This window comes from uncultured Lutibacter sp. (assembly GCF_937891065.1).
Taxonomy (GTDB): Bacteria; Bacteroidota; Bacteroidia; order Flavobacteriales; family Flavobacteriaceae; genus Lutibacter.
This window is the reverse complement of record NZ_CALAEQ010000047.1, coordinates 1-22,759: the sequence shown is the minus strand read 5'-3', so window position 1 is coordinate 22,759 and position 22,759 is coordinate 1. Positions and strand designations below refer to the sequence as shown.

19 protein-coding genes are annotated in these 22,759 nt (G+C 28.3%); 4 read left to right on the top strand and 15 right to left on the bottom strand.

The genetic code is table 11. The annotated features are described in order from the left end of the window. Positions 1–879, top strand: an 879-nt coding sequence (locus tag Q0352_RS02880; protein ID WP_299523320.1) for an NADH-quinone oxidoreductase subunit N, incomplete at its 5' end; no start/stop codon positions are given. 6 nt (positions 880–885) lie between these two features. Continuing rightward, positions 886–1,212 (top strand): hypothetical protein, encoded by a 327-nt coding sequence (locus Q0352_RS02875; protein ID WP_299523317.1) that lies wholly within the window; start codon positions 886–888, stop codon positions 1,210–1,212. A gap of 91 nt (positions 1,213–1,303) precedes the next feature. Here the strand turns inward: Q0352_RS02875 and Q0352_RS02870 are convergent, their stop codons facing one another. The 14 genes from Q0352_RS02870 to Q0352_RS02805 all read right to left on the bottom strand — a co-directional run bounded on the left by Q0352_RS02870 (position 1,304) and on the right by Q0352_RS02805 (position 20,623). Then, on the bottom strand, positions 1,304–1,840 hold the full coding sequence (locus tag Q0352_RS02870) for an SRPBCC family protein (protein WP_299523312.1): 537 nt from the start codon (positions 1,838–1,840) through the stop codon (positions 1,304–1,306). A 19-nt stretch (positions 1,841–1,859) separates the two neighbouring features. Beyond that, positions 1,860–3,677, bottom strand: coding sequence for a sodium:proton antiporter (locus Q0352_RS02865; protein ID WP_299523309.1), 1,818 nt, complete (start codon positions 3,675–3,677; stop codon positions 1,860–1,862). A 113-nt stretch (positions 3,678–3,790) separates the two neighbouring features. Beyond that, positions 3,791–5,059: a YaiO family outer membrane beta-barrel protein gene (locus Q0352_RS02860; protein WP_299523306.1), complete on the bottom strand. Its 1,269-nt coding sequence runs from the start codon at positions 5,057–5,059 to the stop codon at positions 3,791–3,793. Next, on the bottom strand, positions 5,059–7,482 hold the full coding sequence (locus Q0352_RS02855; protein ID WP_299523303.1) for a sulfatase-like hydrolase/transferase: 2,424 nt from the start codon (positions 7,480–7,482) through the stop codon (positions 5,059–5,061). Before Q0352_RS02855 ends, Q0352_RS02860 begins: the two co-directional genes overlap by 1 nt. 23 nt (positions 7,483–7,505) lie before the next feature. Then, positions 7,506–8,948 (bottom strand): glycosyltransferase family 2 protein, encoded by a 1,443-nt coding sequence (locus Q0352_RS02850; RefSeq protein ID WP_299523300.1) that lies wholly within the window; start codon positions 8,946–8,948, stop codon positions 7,506–7,508. A gap of 2 nt (positions 8,949–8,950) precedes the next feature. Continuing rightward, on the bottom strand, positions 8,951–10,054 hold the full coding sequence (locus Q0352_RS02845) for a hypothetical protein (RefSeq protein WP_299523297.1): 1,104 nt from the start codon (positions 10,052–10,054) through the stop codon (positions 8,951–8,953). A gap of 21 nt (positions 10,055–10,075) precedes the next feature. Continuing rightward, a complete protein-coding gene (locus Q0352_RS02840) occupies positions 10,076–10,444 on the bottom strand; it encodes a response regulator transcription factor (protein ID WP_299523294.1) in 369 nt (122 codons plus the stop codon). Further along, the gene (locus Q0352_RS02835) at positions 10,437–12,764 is read right to left on the bottom strand and encodes a PAS domain S-box protein (RefSeq protein ID WP_299523291.1); all 2,328 of its coding nucleotides are present in this window, start codon (positions 12,762–12,764) and stop codon (positions 10,437–10,439) included. Before Q0352_RS02835 ends, Q0352_RS02840 begins: the two co-directional genes overlap by 8 nt. A gap of 184 nt (positions 12,765–12,948) precedes the next feature. Beyond that, entirely contained in the window at positions 12,949–13,308 is a 360-nt protein-coding gene (locus tag Q0352_RS02830; protein WP_299523288.1) for a nicotinic acid mononucleotide adenyltransferase, read from the bottom strand. Positions 13,309–13,402: 94 nt separating this feature from the next. Continuing rightward, positions 13,403–13,873, bottom strand: a complete 471-nt coding sequence (locus Q0352_RS02825; RefSeq protein ID WP_299523285.1) for a regulatory protein RecX — start codon at positions 13,871–13,873, stop codon at positions 13,403–13,405. A gap of 205 nt (positions 13,874–14,078) precedes the next feature. Further along, positions 14,079–17,495, bottom strand: a complete 3,417-nt coding sequence (locus Q0352_RS02820; protein WP_299523282.1) for an efflux RND transporter permease subunit — start codon at positions 17,493–17,495, stop codon at positions 14,079–14,081. Between the two features lie 33 nt (positions 17,496–17,528). Then, a complete protein-coding gene (locus Q0352_RS02815; protein ID WP_299523279.1) occupies positions 17,529–18,659 on the bottom strand; it encodes an efflux RND transporter periplasmic adaptor subunit in 1,131 nt (376 codons plus the stop codon). A gap of 12 nt (positions 18,660–18,671) precedes the next feature. Next, positions 18,672–20,015, bottom strand: a complete 1,344-nt coding sequence (locus tag Q0352_RS02810) for a TolC family protein (RefSeq protein WP_299523276.1) — start codon at positions 20,013–20,015, stop codon at positions 18,672–18,674. 2 nt (positions 20,016–20,017) lie between these two features. Beyond that, positions 20,018–20,623 (bottom strand): TetR/AcrR family transcriptional regulator, encoded by a 606-nt coding sequence (locus Q0352_RS02805; RefSeq protein ID WP_299523273.1) that lies wholly within the window; start codon positions 20,621–20,623, stop codon positions 20,018–20,020. Positions 20,624–20,781: 158 nt separating this feature from the next. Between Q0352_RS02805 and Q0352_RS02800 the strand changes: the two genes are divergently transcribed. Both Q0352_RS02800 and Q0352_RS02795 read left to right on the top strand, forming a co-directional pair. After that, positions 20,782–21,747: a polyprenyl synthetase family protein gene (locus Q0352_RS02800; protein WP_299523270.1), complete on the top strand. Its 966-nt coding sequence runs from the start codon at positions 20,782–20,784 to the stop codon at positions 21,745–21,747. Beyond that, positions 21,747–22,094, top strand: a complete 348-nt coding sequence (locus Q0352_RS02795; protein WP_299523267.1) for a hypothetical protein — start codon at positions 21,747–21,749, stop codon at positions 22,092–22,094. Before Q0352_RS02800 ends, Q0352_RS02795 begins: the two co-directional genes overlap by 1 nt. Here the strand turns inward: Q0352_RS02795 and Q0352_RS02790 are convergent. Then, on the bottom strand, positions 22,078–22,605 hold the full coding sequence (locus Q0352_RS02790; protein ID WP_299523264.1) for an alpha-ketoglutarate decarboxylase: 528 nt from the start codon (positions 22,603–22,605) through the stop codon (positions 22,078–22,080). The two genes, Q0352_RS02795 and Q0352_RS02790, sit on opposite strands and share 17 nt — an antisense overlap. Positions 22,606–22,759 lie beyond the last annotated feature (154 nt).

The window sequence follows — 22,759 nt, the reverse complement described above, 5'->3', positions numbered from 1 at the left end:
GGCTCAATATTTTTTCACGATATTATTGGAACTATTTCGGCAAGTAACTTAACTATTTTAGGTTTTATTTTATTTTTCTCAGGCTTATCGTTTAAAATATCATTAGTGCCATTTCATTTCTGGACTGCCGATGTTTATGAAGGTGCACCAATTAGTGTTGCTTCATATTTGTCAGTAATTTCAAAAGGAGCTGCAGTATTTATTTTAATGATTTTATTATTTACCATTTTTAAACCTTTAATGCACGTTTGGGAAAATATGGTATATGTAATTGCAATTGCCACAATGTTTATTGGTAACTTATTTGCAATACGTCAACAAAATATGAAACGCTTTTTAGCTTTTTCATCTATTGCACAAGCTGGATTTATATTACTTGGTTTAATAGCTGGTACACAATTAGGAACTGCTACAGTTGTTTATTTTGTGATGATTTACATCTTCTCAAATTTAGCTGCTTTTGGTGTTGTTCAAGCAATTTCTTCAAAAACAGGGAAAGAAAATATGACTGATTATGAAGGTTTGTACAGAACAAATCCTAAATTAAGTTTAGTAATGCTTTTAGCATTGTTCTCGTTGGCTGGTATTCCGCCAGTTGCAGGTTTCTTTGGTAAGTTTTTCTTATTCACAGCAGCAGCAAGTGAGGGTTATTACTTATTAGTATTTTTAGCAGTGGTGAATGTAACTATATCTTTATATTACTATTTATTAGTAGTAAGAGCAATGTTTTTAAGAAAAGGTGAAAATCCAATTCCGTTTTTTAAGAATAAATTATATATGCGTTTAGGCTTAATAATTACGGTAATTGGTATTGTAGTATTAGGTTTATATAGCCCGTTATATGAATATATTTACGAATTAAGTAGCATTTATAATTAAGAAGTTATGGGATTAGAAGGAAAGCATTCATTTGGAAGTATTGGAGATACAAGAGTTACTTTTGTTGAAAAAAAGATTGATGAAAACCGTAAAGATTTTTTAAAAAAATTATTAGAACATAACGGTTTTGAAATAATAATTGACGAAGAAAAAAGAAAAACGGAAGAAGAGCCTCAATTATATACTGTTGCTACAACAGATATGGTATTTAATCCAACCATTTGGGTTTTTCAACGTAAATTAAAAACGTTTGATGGGCACATTGTGAACCAAGACTATTGGAATCAGGTTTCTGAAGAAACAAACCCACGTTATTGGAAAAACGAAAAATAAAATATTTTATATATTAAAAAAGAGTAGCTAAACAATTTGATTAGCTACTCTTTTTATTTTAAAACATTAAGAAAATTATTTTCTGAAAAAGTTAATCTTCACTTAATTCTTTTAATTTATTCAATCCTAAATTCCAATCTTCCTCCATCATTTCATCCAAGTCCATAAATAATTTCATTAAATTAAAAGGGTAAGGCATAACGCTTTTAAATCCCCACGTTACTTTAGTTCCACTTCCTTCTAATTCTAACTTAATAAATCCTTTTGCTTCACTTTCGTAAGGAACATAAAACTTTAAATCTGTTTCAATAATAGAATTTGGAACCATATTAAAAATAGTTTGTTCCCCTTTCCCAACTTTTTCATGCTCACTTTCCCAACTTTGTTTAGCTCCTACTGCACCATCAATACCTATTAATTCTTGTTTAATTTCAGGGTCGTATACGCTCCAAGGGCTCCATTTACCTTGAGCCTCAAAAGTTGCTACATGTTGCCAAACAACTTCAACTGGAGCATTAATGATAATTGATTTGTCATAGCTTGCATCTTTTGAAACAAATAATGCCGTAATTAATGCAATTGCAATAATTCCTAGTAGTGAAATTCCAACTTTTTTTAATGTTTTCATATGTTGGCACTTATTTAGGTTAACCTATTTCTTTTCCTACATACATTAACTTATTTCCTTTTTCAATGATATCATCATTTAATAAAGATGATATAATATGGATTCCTCCATTTTTATCTTTAATAAAAACTGGAATTGCATGTGTTTCAAAGTTAACTTTCTTTAATAATTTTTTATAATTTTCTTTAGATTCAATTTCAACTTCATGAATAAAAGGGAAATCCCTTACCACTTCGCTTAAATTAATATAATCATCATTATGAGTAAATAAATTAATATCGGGCTTATGTTTTCCTTCCAGCATTTCCTCAGTAGAAATTAACCTAAAAGAACCATTCTCACCATATTCTTCAGAAAATTTTTCTAAAACATATCTGTTAACAGATGCACTTGCCGTTAAGGCTAGTAAAAAACCAACGTCATTCAATTCAATATTATCTATTAAATCATCGGCATATACATTTCCTTCAATTGCCTCTAAGCCCAATGCTTTTGCTTTTTCAATACTTTTAGGGTTACTATCTATTAACACGACACGCCTATTATTTTGTTGTAAATAAGTAGCTATTAATCTTGAAAAACCTGAAGCACCCGCAATTAAAATACCATCTGATGATTTTAAAAAAACACCAAACATTTTAGCAAACAATCTGGCTGTAGTAGCGTTTAAAAGTACTGTTCCTAAAACTATCATAAAAACCAAAGGTGTAATATATTGAGCCCCTGGTTCCCCTTGCATTGTTAATTTAAGTCCAAATAATGAAGCAATACCTGCAGCAACTATACCTCGTGGTCCAACCCAACTAATAAATATTTTTTCATTGATTTTTAAACCGGAATTTATAGTGCTTAAGAAAACGCCTAAAGGTCTTAAAACAAAAATAACAACTGAAAAAAGCATTAACGATTCCCATCTATATAATAAATATAAATCGTTAATATTAATATTTGCTGAAAGCAAAATGAACAAAATTGAAATTAACAATACGCTAATTGATTCTTTAAAATAAAGTATCCCTTTCAACTCTTTTGCTTTCTTATTTCCTAAAACCATTCCCATAATTACTACTGAAAGTAATCCAGATTCGTGAGCGAAAAAATCAGACAATACAAAAACAAAGAGAACACTTGCTAGGGTTGCAACATTCAGCAAATAATGAGGAATTAAGCTTTTTTTTATGGCGTAATATAATCCATAAGCAAATGTAAAACCAATGGAAACACCAATAACTACAATTTTCGCAAATTCAATTAAAGCCTCTTTGGTATATGCATAACCTTCACCTACACTTATAAATTCAAAAACCAAAACAGCTACCAATGCACCAATAGGATCTATTAATATACTTTCCCATTTTAATACTGCAGAAATGTCTTTTTTTAAAGGAATGTTTCGAAGTATTGGTGCAATAACAGTAGGACCTGTAACTATAATTAGCGCAGAAAATAAAAATGAAATTGCCCAACTTAAGTCAAATATAAAATGTGCAGCAATTCCAGCACCAAAAAAAGTTATTACTGCTCCTAACGTAATCAATTTCAAGATAACTGGACCAACATTTAGTACTTCCTCCTTTTTAAGAGTTAAACCACCTTCAAAAAGAATAATTCCAATAGCTAAAGAAACAAAACTAAATAATTTTTCTCCTGGAAATAATCCATCAGTTCCGTTCCATACAGGTTCAATCCATTTAGAACCATCACTAGATAATAAGGTTGAAAAGGGACCGACTATTAACCCAATTAAAATTAAAGGTAATATGGCTGGTAACTTAAATTTCCAAGCAAACCATTGCGCAATAATCCCTAAAATTATAATACCTGCTAACTCTAACATAGATTATTTTTTGAAACGTTAGCAATATAATTATAATTTACCAATTATTAATGGCACTTTTATAAATCGTATAGATTATTTAATTGAGCAATTAGGAATTAAACTTACTAATATTATTTAAACTTTACATTATAAGAAACGCCTAGTGAATAAAATAAATAATAATCACCTAAAGAAAAACTTTTTTCTTCGTGAGAAAGGCTAAACTTAGTTCCCCAAGCATGTTGTTTGTTATTAGATGTGAAATAATAGCCAACATTGAATTTTTGTGACTTCAAATCGAATATTGCTTCTTCATTCTCATTTAATGGGAATGGATCTATTTCAGGTGAAAAACCAATACCTGCTGATATACTAAAATAGTTTTCTGCGTCACTCCTGTATTTTCGGTAATTAAGTGTTCCCGACTTACTTGAGCCACCATCTCCAGGTGTTATGTAGGTACGAAAAGACCAATAGCTATTTCCTGTGTACCAGCCAACCGAACTTGTATATATAGTAGTAGTTTCAGTATATTTTAAACCTCTAAACCCTAGTGATATTTCAAATGATTTTGGTAATGACTTGTATAGTTCTGCTCCATATCTCACACTAGGAAACAAACTAGTATTAGATACTCCAGCACTAACGTATGCATACAATCCTTTTGAAATTTTAGGATACATATCTAGTTCATATTGAACGCCATTTGTTTGAAACCTCCGATTGAAATTAACCTTAGCGGTAATACTCCCATATTTTGTTTGTCTGCCATATTTTATGGTGTGGTATTGCATTGGATCTCTTTCATTTTTCGAATACAAGTCTATTGAAGAATTAAATCCAATAGTGTTGAAGCTTAAACCATTAATTAAACTCTGCTTGTATTCTTTTGCTTTTTGATTTTCTGGAGAATCTCTCAAAACAGCTTTTACTGTTTGTAAAGCTTCTTCTGGATTGTTGGAATTTTCTTCTGCCTTCGCTTTTAAAAGTAATATATCTACATCCTTAGGGTAGTGATCTAAAGCTTTATTCACCAATTCCAAGGCGTTAAATGGTACTTCTCCCCATAATTCATTATTAATGGCTGCTATCCAATCGGTTTTTCTTTTTGCATCCTTATTTAAAACGTAAGAGAATTCTTTTCTAGCTTTTTTATAAGCTCCATCCCAAGAATAAGTACTTGCTAAAAACGAACGAATATCAAGATAGTCTGGATATTTGGTTAAAATAAATAATAAGGAATCTTGTGCTTGTTTACGTTGTTTATTAAATGCTAATTCACGTGCTTTTTCAAATGCAGTATCGGGATTACCATTAAATACCTTTTGTTGTGCAAAACTTTGATAAACTGAAATAAACAACAATAATGATAATAATTTTAAAATAGATTTTGATAGCATTATAGGGATTGTTTAAAGGTTAGGAATTCTTCATTTTCTGGGTATATAGCTAATATACTATCCATTAATTTAGTTGCACCTTCTAAATTGTTCAAACGTTTTAAAGCTTTTGCTAATTTAAAACTAATAGCAGCGGATTGTATTTCGTTTTCACGTGCTTTTTTAACTATATCTATTGATTTTTCATCTTGAGTAGACCACCAATATAAATCTAAAAGTGCCAAATAACTATCTTCATAATAGGGACTTCTTTTAATTACATTTAATAATTCAACTTCAGCTTCAGTATAATTTCCATCCCAAGCTAATGTTCTTCCTTTTAAAGTTCTGGCATCAGCATGATTTGGAAGTTCATTTAAAATATAGTTACAAAGTAATCTTGCTGTTTTACGTTCTTTATTAAATGCTTTTTCTCTGGCAATTTTAAATGTTTGATCAAAGTTTAACCCTTGGGTTAATTCTTTAATTGTTGCAATCTCTCCTGCTGAGAATTCAATGCTTGGTTTAATATAAATATTTAGAGAATCAGGAAAAATTTTATTTCTTTGGGTAATGTATGCATTTACTTTTTTGAATTCCTTTAATGAATCTAATACCGTTTTAAGGAGCTCTTCTTCTATAACTTTATAAGTTCCAAAATTTTCATTTATTTTATATAGTTCCCCATCCGAGAGTAAATAATCTTTATAAATAAAATCATTAATACTTCCTTTATACCTCATTAATGGTATTTGATGTATATTTCTAAAATTTTTAGCTGTATCTAACCCTTGACTCATCCAAGTTGTTTCTTCCAAATTATTAAATTTGAAATTATTCATTAGGAAAGATAATAAACTGGGTGTCACATCCCAATGTGATGAAATAGATTTGAATTTCTCTGATTTCTTTAACATTGGGCTAAAAATATATAAGGGAACATGGAATCTACATAATTTGTCTTTTTGTGAAATTGGTATTAACCTGTGATCGCCAGTAATTATAAATATAGTATTGTTATATTCTTCTCTTTTAGCATAAGCTTCCATAAAATCTTTAATAGAAGTATCTGTGTAATATAAACTTGTATAAATATCTTTATTTGCAATGATGTCTTCTGGGGAAATTTTAAATTTTTGATTTGTGTTTATAATACTATCAATTTTAACTTCATATTCCTCTTTTAAAGGGAAGCTAAATGGCTCATGATTGGTGAGTGTCATAATTATATCTAATCTAGGTAAGGTTTTGCCATCTAATGAAGCTAAGGTTTTTTTAAATATTTCAGCATCTGGGTAGCCCCAAGAAAAACCTCCTGAATTACCTGCTGTTTTAACATATTCTGACCCAAATTTATTTTCATCAATCAAATGGTCTATACCATTGTATTCTAAAAAGTTGACTTTCTTATCAAAACTTGATTGGTCTCCCGAATAATATGATGTTGTATAACTGTTTGCTTTTAACACACTTATTAATGAAATGTGTGATGGTATTTTTGGCAGTTCTAAAAACCCTGTTTCACCATAAGGTAAAGAGCCTAGTAATGATGGAATAACGCCAAAAGTTCTACCCGTGGTACTTACAAAATTCTCCCAATACAACGATTTTGAGATAAGCGAATCTAAATATGGTGTAAAACCACCATACGTATTTTCACCTACAAATTCACTTCCTAACCCTTCAACAATTATTATTACTATGTTGGGCTTTTCTTCATTCAAGTTAAAAAAAGGAGATAATACGTCTTTTGATTCTTTAAAGGGTTTTAGAAGTGGATAATCGTTTCTATTATATAAATCTAAACTACTTAGTTCACTTTTTTCATTTTGAAATCTAATAATGTCTTTGGCTAAATAATATATTTTGTTTTGGTAAACAGCATTTGAAGATTCTGAAAATATTAATTTTATGCTTCCAAAAAGAATTATTAAAATAGTGACAGTAGCAAGCAATTGTATGTGCGTACTATATTTTTTTAAAATATAAATAACACTTATAAAGATGGTTGAAATAATTATAAAAGGTAAAAAATATATGAATGACATTGTTTCGGAAGAGGTAACAGTAATATAAACATCATTAAATGAATATCCTAAAATATCTGCTCCCAAATTTAATAAGGTTGTTTGGCTGTATTTTATCAATCCAAATTGAACTAGCACAACTAAGGTAAATAGAATGTAAAAAAATACTTTTCCAAAATTTTTAAAAAAAGAGATAATTACCAAATAAAAAGGTAAAAACAGCAATCCTATGATTAGCCCAGACCAAAAATCATTGAGCAACTTATAAAGTAATGTATGTCCTAAATCTTGAGCTTTTACAATATTGGTAAAGTTGATATAAATTTCAAATAAACTTAAAAACCAGAATGTGCAGATTAATGCAATTGTTAAATAGATATATTTATAAATATTTTCAGCTTGAGATTTAAATTTCATGTTATTAATATTAAGTTGTTTTACTAATTACTCTCTGCTGCTTTTGTCATTCCTTTTCGTGTCATTACTCCCCATTTTATCTTCTTGTTAAAATAATAATCAAAATTTCCTTTAATTGCAGCATATAATACAAATGGATGAAAAAGAAAAGGTTCCAATAAAATTGTTCTTATTAATTTATACCCTGTTCCTTTCTTTTTATATTGATGATAGGTGTTTTCTTCAGAAAGTATAGCAACTATAGAAAATAGAACTGTAAATAAATAAGCTGAAATAAAAAACACAAATGCATAATCCCATCTCAATTCCCTAAGCGCCATAAGTATACAAAAATAAACAATTCCAACAACTTCTATTATTGGAGCCATTCTTTCAAAAATAAACCAAAAGGGGAAACTAACAAGACCTAAAGATCTATATTTAGGGTTTAGCCCTATTCTTCTATGTTTTTTAAGCACTTCAATAGTACCTCTAGTCCATCTGTTTCTTTGAGATATAAATGTTTTATAATTATCTGGAGCCTCAGTCCAACATAAAGGATCGGGAATATATGCTACTTTATATTTTTTTTTCTGTTCTTCCATATGTACTCTCATTCTAACAATAATTTCCATATCTTCTCCAACAGTATTGGTGTCATAACCTCCAACTTCAATTACTATTTTTTTATCAAACATTCCAAAAGCGCCAGAAATTACCAATAAACCATTCAATCTGCTCCAAGCCATTCTTCCCAATAAAAATGATCGAATATATTCCAAAATTTGAGCTCTTTCAAGCATTGATTTAGGCATATTTACATCTAATAATTTACCACTTTTAATGATGCAAGCATTTGCAATTCTTATTACTCCACCTGTTGCAATTACTTTAACTTCTGTTAATTCTAAAAAGGGTTTTATCATTTTTTGTAACGCATCTTCTAATAACAAGCAGTCTACATCTATACAAGCAACATATTTACTTGTACTAATATTTAAACCCATATTTAAAGCATCTGCTTTCCCACCATTTTCTTTATCTACAACTATCAGTTTTTCAAATGCTGGATTTTTGGATTTAAAAACACCTTCTCTTACTGGTTGTGTTAAAATTTGTTGATTGATGAGATAATCTACTTTTACTAAATCATAAGCTTCAATCAGTAATTCTAGGCTGTTATCTTTACTTCCATCATTTACAATAATAACATCATAATTTGCATAATGATTAGATAGTAATGATCGTACATTTTCAATAATATTTAAACTTTCATTATAAGCTGGTGCTATAATAGAAATAGAAGGTGCTATATCTGAAGATAAAATTTCTTTATAATTAACAAATTTGTTTTTTTTCTTATATTCAATAGTTTCAACTATTGAAATTATTGCAAGTATTATGTAAGAAGAAATTGCAGCAAAAGCATAGGCGAAAAAAAAATAATGAAAAATAAGTAATATTGTATTTACGGTACTCGTATCCATAATTAATTATTTTTTATGAATTTAACCATTTCTACAAACTCAGCTTCTGGCTTAGTTAATTCTAAATTTTCAAACTTACTGAGGTTTATATTTTTTAATATTTTTAATGCAGATAACCTAATTTCAAAATCATTATTATAAATATGTTGAAGTATAAAATGCTCGTCATTTTCATCCCCTAAATTCTCTAATAATTTTAAGAATTCAATTTGTTCTTCTCTACTTCTTTCACTGAAGTTACTTTTTAAAACTTCTTTAGCTTCAACAATATACAAATGGTTTAAAACAGGAATTAATTCAAGTCTTACTCTTTCACTTTCATGATTTAGCAATTCTAAAAGTATTTCTTTCATTCCAAACTGATTATAAATTTTAGCAAGTTTCAATGCGAAAATTACTACATAATCATTTTCAGATTTTAACCATAAAGTAATATCTGGTATTTCTTGATCATCAAATTTTTGTAACTCTTCTAACAGTTGAATTTGATCCCATTCTGATAAAGGTGTTTTTAAATCATTTAAGAAATTAAGTCCTTTAAAACTAAATAAGTTTACTAAGTACAATTGTACTTCTTTACGAACTTCACTTTTAGAGTGATTTACATGTTTTTCAACGTCTTTATGAGCGTCTTTAACACGAAATAATTTAAGCTCTCTGATTCCTTCTGTTATAAAATACCAATTCCCACTCTTCAATTTAGCTACGGCATAATTATTAAGAGCTGTTTGATAGTATAGATTTTGAATAGAATCTGCCATCTCTCCAGAGATTTCATTTAACAACTTTAACAATGTTGAAATAATAATTTCTCTTTTAAATTTGTTAATTGCACCGTTTTTCAATTGCTTAATAATTGATTGCTGTTCGGAACTTATTAGACCTTCTTCATTTTCCGAATACAGATACGTTATAAGATTTGCTTCGTATTCATTTTTATATTTTTCAGCAATTTTATCGTTCAATCGTAAATGGGTTCTTAGAAATTTGAGATAAATTATTGAAATTATAATGATTACAAATAACACAAAACTCAACAACCAAACTATTTGAATTAAGAGTGGTTCTTCTTTTAAAGAATCAATAAAATATAGAAATTTGTTCATGCTTGCAATTGACAATATTCATTAACCAATTAATCTTTTAACTCGAATTACCAATTCATTTGGGCTAAAGGGTTTAGCCATAAAGTCATTTGCGCCCAAATTAAAAGCTTTTAATACCATTTCTTCTTGACCAGCAGCTGAAAATACGATTATTGGAGTTTGTAGATTTAGTTTATTTCGCACATGGCTAATTACTTCTAAACCACTAACAAACGGCATCATAATATCAGTTAAAATTAATACTGGATTATGCTCTTCAATAAACTCAATTGCTTTTTTACCATCTTCAGCTACAAATACATCATAACCCTCTTTTGTTAATTTAAATTTTAACAATAATGAAAGGGTAGAATTATCCTCGGCTAAAACAATCTTTTTTTTATCATTCACTATCTAATGTTTTTAGTTCGGTTAATAATTCCATTTTTACGTGTTCACATATTTTTCGACAAGAAATAATAAGCTCTTCAATAGTGTCCAATTGTTTTTCTTCTCTAAATCTATTCACTAATGTATGAATAATTGGGTCGAGTTTTGAAATTCCAAACAATGTAACACTTGGTTTAATTTTATGAGTTGCCTTATGAAGTTGCTCCCAATTTTTATTTTTAAACTCTTTATCCATGATACTTAAAAATTCTTCAATTTCAATGACAAAGGATTTTATTAGCAAAATCATTATTGAACTTTCGTTAAATGTTTCTTCTTTTAAAAATTTAAGATTTATATATTTTACAATTTCATTACTTTTATAAGTGGTTTTAGCAACATCAATTTCATTTGTTTTATTTGTTCTTTGGACGTTTCCATATTTTTCTAATAATTTATAAAGTTCTTTTGGTTTAAATGGTTTAAAAATATAATCGTCCATATCAGCATCTAAAGCTCTTTTAATATCTGTTTTAGAAGTATACGCAGACATGGCAATTATTGGTATTTTTGAAACTTGTTCAGATAAATCATTTTTAATTATTTTCGCTGCCTCATATCCGTCCATTATAGGCATTTGAATATCCATTAAAATAATATCATATAATTTCCGCTGCACTTTTTTAACACCTTCAATTCCGTTATTAGCAATATCTACATTACATTTCCATCGTAGTAGCCTTGTTTTAGCTAATAATTGGTTTGTTTTATTATCATCTACTAATAGAATATTTAACCCAAGAGGCTTATCAAATAAGATATCCTCTTCAATTGTATTTTTTATAATTTCAGATGATTTCTTTAAAGGTACAATTATTTTGAAAATACTTCCTTTTCCAAATTCACTTTCAACTTTAATTTCTCCATTTAAAAGACTAACTATTTTTTTAACAATGGTAAGCCCTAAACCTGTACCTCCATAAATTCTGGAAGTATCACTTTTAGCTTGTGTAAAAGCTCCAAAAACTGTATTGATTCTATTTGAAACTATCCCAATACCTGTGTCTTTAATTTCAAACAAAATAGTTGAAATATTATTTACTTCACTTAACTGTTTTACAGAAACTTTTACAAAACCTTCATTTGTGAATTTAACTGCATTTCCAATTAAGTTTAACAATATTTGTCCTAATCTATTTGGATCTCCAATAACAATTTTTGGAATGTTAGTATCTATATTTAATTCTAGAGATATTTTTTTTTCATTTGCTTTTATTTTCATTATTCTTACAACTTCATTCAAATTTTTATGTAAGTCGAATGAAATTTCTTCAATTTCCAATTTATCAGATTCTAATTTGGAAAGATCTAATACATTATTAATTAAGGATAGTAAAATTTCTCCGGAATTTCGCATTGTTTCTAAATGCAACTGTTGTTCTGAAGTTAATTCAGTTTCTAAGAGTAAATCAGTAAAGCCAATTACTGCATTTAAGGGGGTTCTAATTTCATGACTCATATTAGTTAAAAATTCATTTTTAACTTTTAATGATTCTTCAGCTATATTTTTTGCCTTTTTTAACTCTAAATCTTTTAATATGATACTGGTAATATCTGTTCCTATAGAAATATAAGTATTATTTACACCTTTAGATATTTGCCATTTAATCCATTTATAATTTCCATCTTTTGTTTTTATTTTCCTTTTGGTGATATCTGTAAAATCTTTTTCATTAAAAAAAAGATATTTATGAATTGCATTTTTAACTTTTTCTGCTTCATGTGGATTGTCAAAAGTTACCTTCCACCATTTATCACCCATTATTTCTTCCTTAGAATAGCCTATAATATTTTTAACTACAGGAGTTGAAAAAATGATATTTCCTTCACTATTACTAACCATTACCATTGAATCCATATTCTTTAAAATGGTATCTGATTGTATTTTTTTTTCTTCAGTTTTTTTCCATTCACTAATGTCAATTCCAATAGATACGAAAGTGTTATTTATGCTAATAGAATCTCGCCATTCAATCCATTTAAAGCTACCATCTAAACATTTTAATTTTCTTTCGTAAGGCTTATTATCAATTATTTTTTTTCCGGATACTAAATCACAAACTTTGTCTTTGAATAATTTACCTTCTTCTTTTGATAAAAATGTTAATTTCCACCAGCGTTTTCCTAAAAGGTCCTTAATTTTATAACCAAGGATCTTTTCTGTTGCTGGGGATATATATGTTATATTTCCATTTTTATCACTTGAAACTATTATTGAATTTAATTCATTTAATAATAATTCAAAAAATTTTAATTTTTCAATTTCTTTGTTTCCTATCACAATTAAATCATATTTAATAATCAATTTTACTTCCCATGTCCTAATTTAAGGATAAAATCTAATAATGTTAAAATATACTCATTTAAATTTTTAAACAAACCAAAATAAATTCAATAATTCACTAATTATAAAACGGATTATATAAACCTAAAAAAAAGGAGTTTCTAATTTTTGTAATTGAGTTTCAAATATTATTTTCAACTTTTTTCCCGTTAATTACTTCTTTTATTTCTATTATTTTATTGTTATCATAAGTAACTTTTGTTATTTTATTTCCGTCCCAATATGTCCAAATACCAACTTTTACTCCATAATTATAAATAGCGACACATTTTCTACTTCCATCAATATTATAGCTTTCCCAAGAGGCATGTAATTTCCCGTCTTCAGTATAAAAACCATGTTGCATAATAGTACCGTTTTCATAAAATAATGTTACTTCTGTTAAATCACCTTTTATTTCGGTTTTTTGCAATTTGTTGTTTTGACTGTATGTATAAGAAGTGATAAACAGCACAATTAGAATGAAGAATATTTTTTTCATGATTTTAGCATTAAAAATAGTAGTAATACACTCAAAATTACAAAATAACGTTTTGAGAACTACTGATTAAAATCAGTATTATATATAAGTAGAATTAATCTAAGTTATTTACAACCTTATAAACTAAATTAGTTTCGAAACCTTTTGAAATAAGAAAATTTGAAAGTTTGTTTTTTTTCTTAAAAGAGTTTGGTTCCTTTATTAGCTGAAATTTTTTTTCAGCTATTTTTTGAAGTGTAATTAAATAATCTTCATCATTAATTTCAGCTAAAGCAGATTTAATATTATATGAAGAAATATTTTTGAATTTAAGTTCATTTACAATTTTAATTTTCCCCCATTTTTTTATGGAGAATTTACCTCTCGCAAAAGTTTTACTAAAGCGTTCTTCATTCAAAAAATTATGTTGTAGTAAATGAAGTATTATTAGTTCTTTGGCTTCAGGGATCATTTTTAAATCATATAATTTTTGCTCAACTTCTTTATGACATCGTTCTTGATATGCGCAAAAATGTTCTAAAGCTTTTGTAGCCTCATCAACAGTATATGATTTTTGGTTTTTCATTTAATTAATAACTTATTTTTTTGATTCATTAGTGGTGGTAGCAAAAATAATTAAAAGATTGTTTTTGGTGTTTTTTACTGAATCAAAACCATTACCGTTTACAAAAGTAATATCTCTTTTTTTTTGTTTAATTGAAAAAGGCTGCATAAAAGTATTAAATTACTTTTATGCAGCCTCACTTTAGTGTTTCTTTTTAAATCTTTGTTTATTGATTTCTTTTAAGCCTCACTTTTAAATTATTAATTAAAGAATACATTATTGGAACAATTATTAAGGTTAAGAAAGTAGCGAATGATAAACCAAAAATAATAGTCCAAGACATTGGCCCCCAAAATGCTACGTTTTCACCACCAATGTAAAATTGCGGGTCAAATTCCGTAAACAATGTCATAAAATTAATATTGATTCCAATTGCTAATGGCAACAATCCTAAAATAGTTGTTATAGCTGTTAATAATACTGGACGTAAACGAGTTTTTCCACCTTCAACAATACTTTCATAAATTAATTCTTTTGTTAAAGTACCTTTTTCTAAACCGTTTTCTTCACGTTTTCTAATCATAATTAAATTGGTGTAATCTATCAATACAATGGCGTTGTTTACAACAATTCCGGCGAGTGATATAATACCAATCATTGTCATCATAATTACAAATTCCATTCTAAAAATTATTAATCCGAGCAATACTCCAATTAAACTTAAAAGAACTGATAATGAGATGATAATAGGCGTTGAGGTTGAGTTAAATTGCCCAACTAAAATTAAAAATATTAAGAAAACAGCAATTAATAAAGCTTTACTTAAAAAGGCCATTTCTTCGGCTTGTTTTTCTTGTTCGCCAGTAAACGAAACGGAAATATTTTTAGGTAAATTATAGTTTTCCATCACCTTTTTAATTTGGTCATTTATTTCGGTTGCATTATACCCTTCAAGAACATTAGAAAATATAGTAATAACTCTATTTAGTTCTTTACGTTTTACGGCGCTAAATGTTGACGAAGTTTCAGAATGTGCTACTGCAGAAACTGGAACTTGAACAATTTTTCCGTTACTAGCATTTCTAAAAGTAATTTTCTGATTTAAAAGCGTTTCTTTATTATAACGATATTTATCCATTAAACGAATGTTTATTGGGTAATCATCTTCTCCATCTTTAAAAGTTGAAATCTCTTTTCCAAATAATGATGTTCTAATAGCATCACCAATTTGACCAGTTGAAACATTTAAACTTCTTGCTTTTTGTCTGTCAATTATAAAAGGTAATTCTGGTTTTCCTTGTTCAACATCTAAACTTAATTCTTCTACACCTAAAATATTAGCATCATTTATGTGTTGTTTAATATTTTCTGAAGCTGCTAATAACTCTTCGTAATCATCACCAGAAACTTCTATATTAACTGGCGCTCCAGTTGGAGGTCCATCAGAAGGTCTGTCAACAGTTATATTTACACCTGGAAAATTTTGAAGTAATTGCCTTATTTCAATCAAAACGTCATCTGTATCTACTTCGCCACGATCTATAAATTTCACAAAATCTACAGTAATACGCGCTTTATTTGGCGTAGTTCCGCCTTGTTGACCTTGGTTTGGATCACTTGTTCCTTCACCTACTTGACCAATTACTGAAGTTATAATTTGGTTTTCACCATTAACTTCATATTTTTTTAAGTATTCTTGAATGTTATTTTCAATTTCAACAGAAAGTTTATTGGTAACTTCAATATCTGTTCCTATTGGGTATTCTAAGTAAACATACACTTGTTTTGGTGGTGTTTCTGGAAAGAATAATACTTTTGGAGGGAAAATAGCGAATAATACAAACGAAAATAATAACAATCCAAATGTTCCTAAAAAGAACCATGCTGGTCTTTTTCCTTTTAAAGTATATACTAAAGTTCCTTCATAAAAAACCTCAAGTCTTGGTAAAAATTTTGTTTGAAACCACTCGGTTGCAGGACTTAAAAATTTAGTATTTAGAACACGTAATAAACCAGCCAAAGCTAAAAGCAAACCAATGGCATTTAAACCTTTTGAATCTGTTGATAATCCACCAATTATAAATAAAACTCCAAAAGTAAATAGTATGCTGCTATAAATTAAAACCTTTTTAAAGTTAACTTCATCTTCTTTTATTTTCATATAAACAGAAGTTAACATTGGGTTTATTAGTAGGGCTACAAATAGTGATGAACTTAAAACAATTATTAATGTAATTGGTAAATAGCGCATAAATTCACCCATCATTCCTGGCCAAAAAGCAAGAGGAAGAAAGGCTGCTAAAGTTGTTGCGGTAGAAGCAATAATTGGCATTGCAACTTCACCAACACCATATTTTGCGGCGTCAATTTTTGAATAGCCGTCGTCTAATAGTCTGTAAACATTTTCAACAACCACAATTCCGTTGTCAACCAACATTCCTAATGCAATTACTAATGAAAATAGCACCATTGTGTTTAATGTTACTCCCAAGGCGTTTAGCACAATAAAGGACATAAACATGGATAGTGGAATTGCAATACCAACAAATAATGCATTTCTAATTCCTAGGAAGAAAAGCAGTACTAAAACCACTAAAATAATTCCTAAAATAATACTATTTTCAAGGTCAGCAACCATTGTCTTAGTATCATTTGTTTGGTCGTTTGTTTTAGAAATATTTAAGTTTTCAGGGAAGTATTCCTCTTTTGCTTTTGCTAAAATAACATCAATTTGTTCTGAAGCATTTATTAAATTTTCACCACCACGTTTGGTAACATCTAACATTAAAACGGGTTGTGAAAACTCACGAGCAAAACTTTGTTTTTCTTGCTCTTTAAAACTAACAATAGCAATATCTCTTAAATAAACAATGTTATAATTTTCTTGTTTTACTATAATATCACTTATTTCTTTAGCGGATCTAAATTCACCAATAACACGTACATTTCTTCTAATACCATTTTCAAGCAAATCACCACCAGAGACTGTCATGTTCTCATTTTGAATGGCCATGGCAATATCATTAAAACTAATTTGTGATGTTTCCATCTTGTACAAATCAACGCTAATTTCAATCTCTTTATCCTGAATTCCTCTAATATCAACTTTTGAAATTTCAGGAACTTTTTCAATTTCTTCTTCTAAATACTCACCATATTCTTTTAATTGATCCATTGAGAAATCTCCGGATAAATTAATGTTCATAATTGGCATTAATTCAGCAAAATTTAACTCTTGAACATTTGGATCTGCAGGTAAATCTTTTGGGAAATCTTTATCAGAAGTAGCTGCATCAACTTTATCTTTCACCTTGCGTAAAGCTTCAGTTGGTGATATGCTAAAATCAAATTTTACTTGAATTGAAGAAAACCCTTCAATTGAAGTTGAAATAATCTCGTCAACACCAGAAATTCCATTTATTTCTTTTTCTAAAGGTCTGGTTATTAATTTCTCTATGTCTAATGCAGAGTTTCCGGGATATGGTGTAGAAACATAAATTTCTGGCACAACAATTTCTGGAAATGCTTCGCGAGGCATGCTCGTGTATGAAAAGATACCTGCCATAAAAATCATAGCAATTATCACAAAAACGGTCATTTTATTATAAATGGACCACGTGGATATTTTAAATTCTTTATTCATTATAATTCTGTTCTAGTTAGTTTACAGATTTAATTAGTTAATTACCTTAACAATATCACCAGCTTTTACAATTCTAGCACCTTTGTCTATTAGTGTATCAGTAGCTTCTAAACCGCCTGAAATAAAAGCCTCATTGTTGTATTCTTTTGAAATTTTAATTAGTTTTTTGATAACTATATTTTCATCATTTTCTGTTTTTAAGGTGAAAACATAATCGTTTCCTTTTTGGTCTTTTTGAACCAAAGTTGACGGAATTACTATGCCTTCTTGTTTAAAATCAACTATTTTTAAATCGGCTAATAAGTTTGGTTTAATGCTGTTATCTTTATTAGAAATATTGATTCTAGCCTTAAAACTTCTGTTATCTGGATTTATGTAGTTTCCTATTTGTGAAATTTCAGACTCAACTTCTTTACCTATTGAAGGGAAATTTAACATAGTTTCTGTTCCTATTTTTACAACAGGTAAATATGTTTCAGTTACATCGGCTTCAATATATACGTTGTCTAAATTTAATAAACGCACAGTTGGTGATTGTGGACTTGTTAATTCACCAATTCTTGGGAAAACTTCATCTACAATTCCACTAAAAGGAGCAATGATTTTCATTTTTTTAGCTTGTGTTCTTAATGAAGCTAAGTTGTTCTCTAAACTTTCTTTTTGTGCCTTTGCCTGTAAATATTGCATTTCTGAACCAATTTTTTGATTCCATAAGCGCTCCTGACGGTCAAACGTAGTTTTTGATAAATTTAATTGTGTTGTTAATTCTGAAATACTATTTTTAATAGTAATATCATCTAACTGAATTAAAGTTTGACCTGCTGAAACACGCTGACCTTCTTTTACATAAATAGCTGTAACAGTTCCGCCCATTTCTGGTCTTATTTCAATGTTTTTGTCCGCTTGAACAACTCCTTGAATTTCTATATAATGTTTAAAAAGCTCATTTTTGACTGGTAAAATAGTTACAACATGTAGTTTTTTAGTAGTGTCTAATTTAATTAGTTGTGTTTCTACAATTTTTAATTGCTTATTTAAACTGTCAATTTGATTAACTAATGTAGCTTTTTCTGAATTTAAATCAGAAATAGATGATTTTTTTATTTCTTCTCCACAAGATATTAGAAGAACTGTAGTTATATAAAGTGCTATTATTTTTTTCATTGTGTTTGTTTTCTAGTTGTTAATTGGTGTGTTTAATGCATTATCTAAAGCCGCCTTATTTGCAATTATATTCAGCATTGCTTGTAAATAACTTTGTTGTAGCGTGTATAATTGTCTTTGCGCTTCTGAAAGTTCAAAACTGGTTGAAATCCCTTCAAAAAATTTAATTTGTTGCTTCTTTTCAATGCGTTCAGCTAATGCTAAATTTTGTTTTGAAGTTTCAAATTCTTCAATACTATAATTGTATTCTGTTTTAGCTGTTTCTAATTGAAGAAATAGTTTTTGTTCAGTTAGCGTAAGTACTGTTCTAGCTTTTTCAAGTTCAATTTTAGCTTGTTGTGTTCTTGAACTACGTGCTAAACTGCTGAAAATTGGAATTTCTAAACTTACACCTAACAATGAAGAATCAAACCATTGTTGTTCTTTTTTTTGAAAATCAAAGTTTTCGCCAAAACCAGCATAACCAAAATTAATAAAACTTTTAAGTGTTGGTAATGCTTTGCTTTGTTCTAATTTCATTAAAAGTTCATTTGATCTTTCAGTATTTTTAGCAATTTTAAAATCTACGTGATTTTCTAAAGATAATTCTGACGAAAGTAAGTCTAAATTTATATTTTCTTCTACTAGCTTGTTTAAGTTATCTGTTAATTTTACTGAAGATTTTATATCTATCCCTAATGTAATATTCAACATTTTATAGGCAATATTATTTAAGTTTTCTGTTTTTGATAACTGGCTATTAATTTGTGCTAAAGTAATTTTTAGTTGTTCTACGCTTTCTTCTTCAACTAAACCATTTAAATAAATTTGATTAGTTTCATTTAAGTTTTTTTCTAAAGTTGTTATGTTTCTTTTTAAAATAACAATGCTTTCTTCACTTAATAATACATTTCCGTAGGCGTTAATAACAGCTTCTCTAACTCCAAGATCTGTTTTCTCTTTTGCGTTTTCAGAAATTTTTAAATAAGTTTTTGCTGATTGTAACCCAACTAAATATGAACCATCAAAAATTAATTGGTTTAAAGTAGCGGTTGCATTCATATTGTGTTTTGTTCCAAACGCAATTTCAGCAAATTCACCTTCATTTCCACCAAAGAACTCAGCCGGAATTAAAGATACTTGCTGTTTTATCCAATTTTGGTAATCTAATTTCGCGCTAATTTCTGGTAAACCAATAGTTGTTGTTTCCCATTTTTTCTTTTTAGCTGCATCAATATCTCTAGTTGCATTTATAGCTTCATAACTATTTACCAAAGCATAATCTATAGCTTGTTGAAGCGATAACGTAATGCTTTCTTGTGCATTTATGCTAAAATTTAAAGATATTCCAATAAGTAGGAGTATTATTTTTTTCATTCTTAAAATTTATTTTTATCTAATTGTTCTTCTAAAATTTCTAATCCTTTTTTTGTTGATATAGCTCTTGTGTGATATTCAAGAACATTTAATTCTAATTTATTTATGGTGTTTTTACTATATTTATATAAGTTTGAATCATGCACACTCATAATAAGTGAAAAGTAGAATTTTACAACCTGATCTTTAACAATATCGGGCCTAAATAGACCTTCTTTTATTCCTTTTTCAATATTGTTTGATAAGCAATCCTTAAACATGCAGAATTCTTGAGACATTATTCTTTTGTATGTTTCTGGGTAGTATTTTTGCAATTGATAAATAGGTGAATTATCCGAATTTTGTAATAGTCCTTTAAATTTTTTATTTACTTCAAAATTCTCTTCAATGGCATTATAGCCCATATCATAGATTTTTAAAACTTCAGTATGCATTAAGCTATGCGTATATTCTGTAGCTTCATCAACAAGTTCAACTTTGTTTTTAAAATACTTATAAATGGTTTTTTTAGAGATACCTAATTCATTGGCTATGTCGTCCATTGTGACACTTTTAAAGCCGAATTTCAGAAATATTTCTCCAGATTTTTTTAATATTGTTTCTTTCATAAATTCAATTTATTTATAAAATTGAGGCTGCAAATATAGTAAAGGAAACTTAAGAAACAATGAAAGTTTCCAAAGTTTTAACATTTTGATAACATTTTAATTAAATTAGGTTTAATAAAACAGATGAAAGCAGTATTTTTACTGTAAAATAAGAGTATATGAGTATTGAAGTTTATAAAGAGGATTTTTTAAGATATTTAAATAAAAAGATAGTTTTAAAAGAGCCTGAAAATCTATATGCACCTATTCAATATATTTTACAAATAGGAGGTAAGCGTTTAAGGCCAATTTTAGCAATAATGACGTGTGATTTATTTGATGAAAATCCCAAAGAAGCCTTTGACGCAGCATTAGCTATTGAAGTGTTTCATAATTTCACTTTGGTTCATGATGATATTATGGATAGTGCTCCTATAAGAAGAGGAAAAGAAACGGTTCATAAAAAATGGGATGTTAATACGGGCATTTTATCTGGTGACGCTATGATGATAATGGCATATCAGTGTTTCGAAAATTACGAACCTATCATATTTAAAAAATTATTAAAATTATTTAGCCAAACCGCTTTGGAAGTATGTGAAGGGCAGCAATTAGATGTCGATTTTGAAATAAGAAACGATGTGATAATTTCGGAGTATTTGAAAATGATTACTTATAAAACATCTGTTTTGGTGGCTGCTTCAATGAAGATGGGAGCTATTATTGCAAATGTAAGTGAGGCTGAAGCAGATAGAATTTATAATTTTGGTTTAAATCTTGGAATAGCATTTCAATTACAAGATGACTTTTTAGATACTTTTGGAAATGAAGCAACTTTTGGAAAGCAAATAGGAGGTGATATTATTGAAAATAAAAAAACCTTTTTATACTTAAAAGCTATTGAAGTTTGTGAAACTAAAGATAGGGAACGTTTGTTGAAGTTGTATAATTCTGCGAATTCAAAGGATAAAGTAAGTGAAGTAACCAATTTGTTTGAAAGAAATAAAATACCAGCAATTACTATTTCAGAAATTGAAGCTTATACAAATAATGCATTTAAAATTTTAGATGAACTATCAATTTCAGAAGAAAAGAAAGTAGTTCTTAAAAACTTTGGTTTAAGTTTAATGAAACGTACTATATAATGTTACCAGTATCAAACTCATTAGAATTATTACAAAAAGTTGATATAGAAAATTTATATCAACAGTTAATTTTACAATTAAATAAAGATTTTCAATTATCTAATTTGAATGAAACTTTTGAATTGTCTTATACACCAATTCAATTAAAAGAGGTGTTAAGCAAAATAATATTAAATCTACTGACTAATAGTTATGATGATTATTTAAACTTAATGTACAGAATAGATGTGCCTGAAAAAGAATTGGCAACTATAAAGGCTGAAAACTTAGACATTACAGTTGAACAAATAACTTTTTTAATTTTAAAAAGGGAATATCAAAAAGTTTGGTTTAAAAATAGACTCTAAACACCGGAGATAAAGCAGATGAATAAATTACGTTTGTAGTTTTGTCATATAATATATCATATCGCAAACCCATAGAAATGTTTCCGGTAACATATTCAGCACCAATATATAATGCAGGTTGCCATAAAGAAGCATCCTCATTTAAAGATGAAAATGCGTATGCTTGGTCAATTTTTAATTGTTCAAATTCTGATGAAAATTGCAAGTTGCTAATCGGCCTATAAAATGCTAAGAGGCTACCTCCATATATGTTAGTAGTTGAATTTACGAGCGATTTGTTTTTAACATATACATAAGTTAGTCCCAGGCCAGCACTAAATTCATCCGAAAAATCATAAATAGCACTTGGAGATATAGAAAAAGTAGAGTAATTGTTGCCCATTCCTATATTTATTCCACCACCAAAACGTACATCATCAATAAAACGATGTTGCTCTAAATCGGAGTTTTGGCCAGTTAAATTAAGATGAGCAAAAATAATTAGAGTATGTAAAAATAAGATTTTCCGCATGTTAGATGTTTTTAGCTAAGGTAATTTATTTTTTAGAAATATTTTTATGAAATAAATATTGTACATAAAGTAAAATAGTATTAATTTTGCAACCTGTTTTTTAGGTCCCATAGCTCAGTTGGTTAGAGCACCTGACTCATAATCAGGTGGTCCT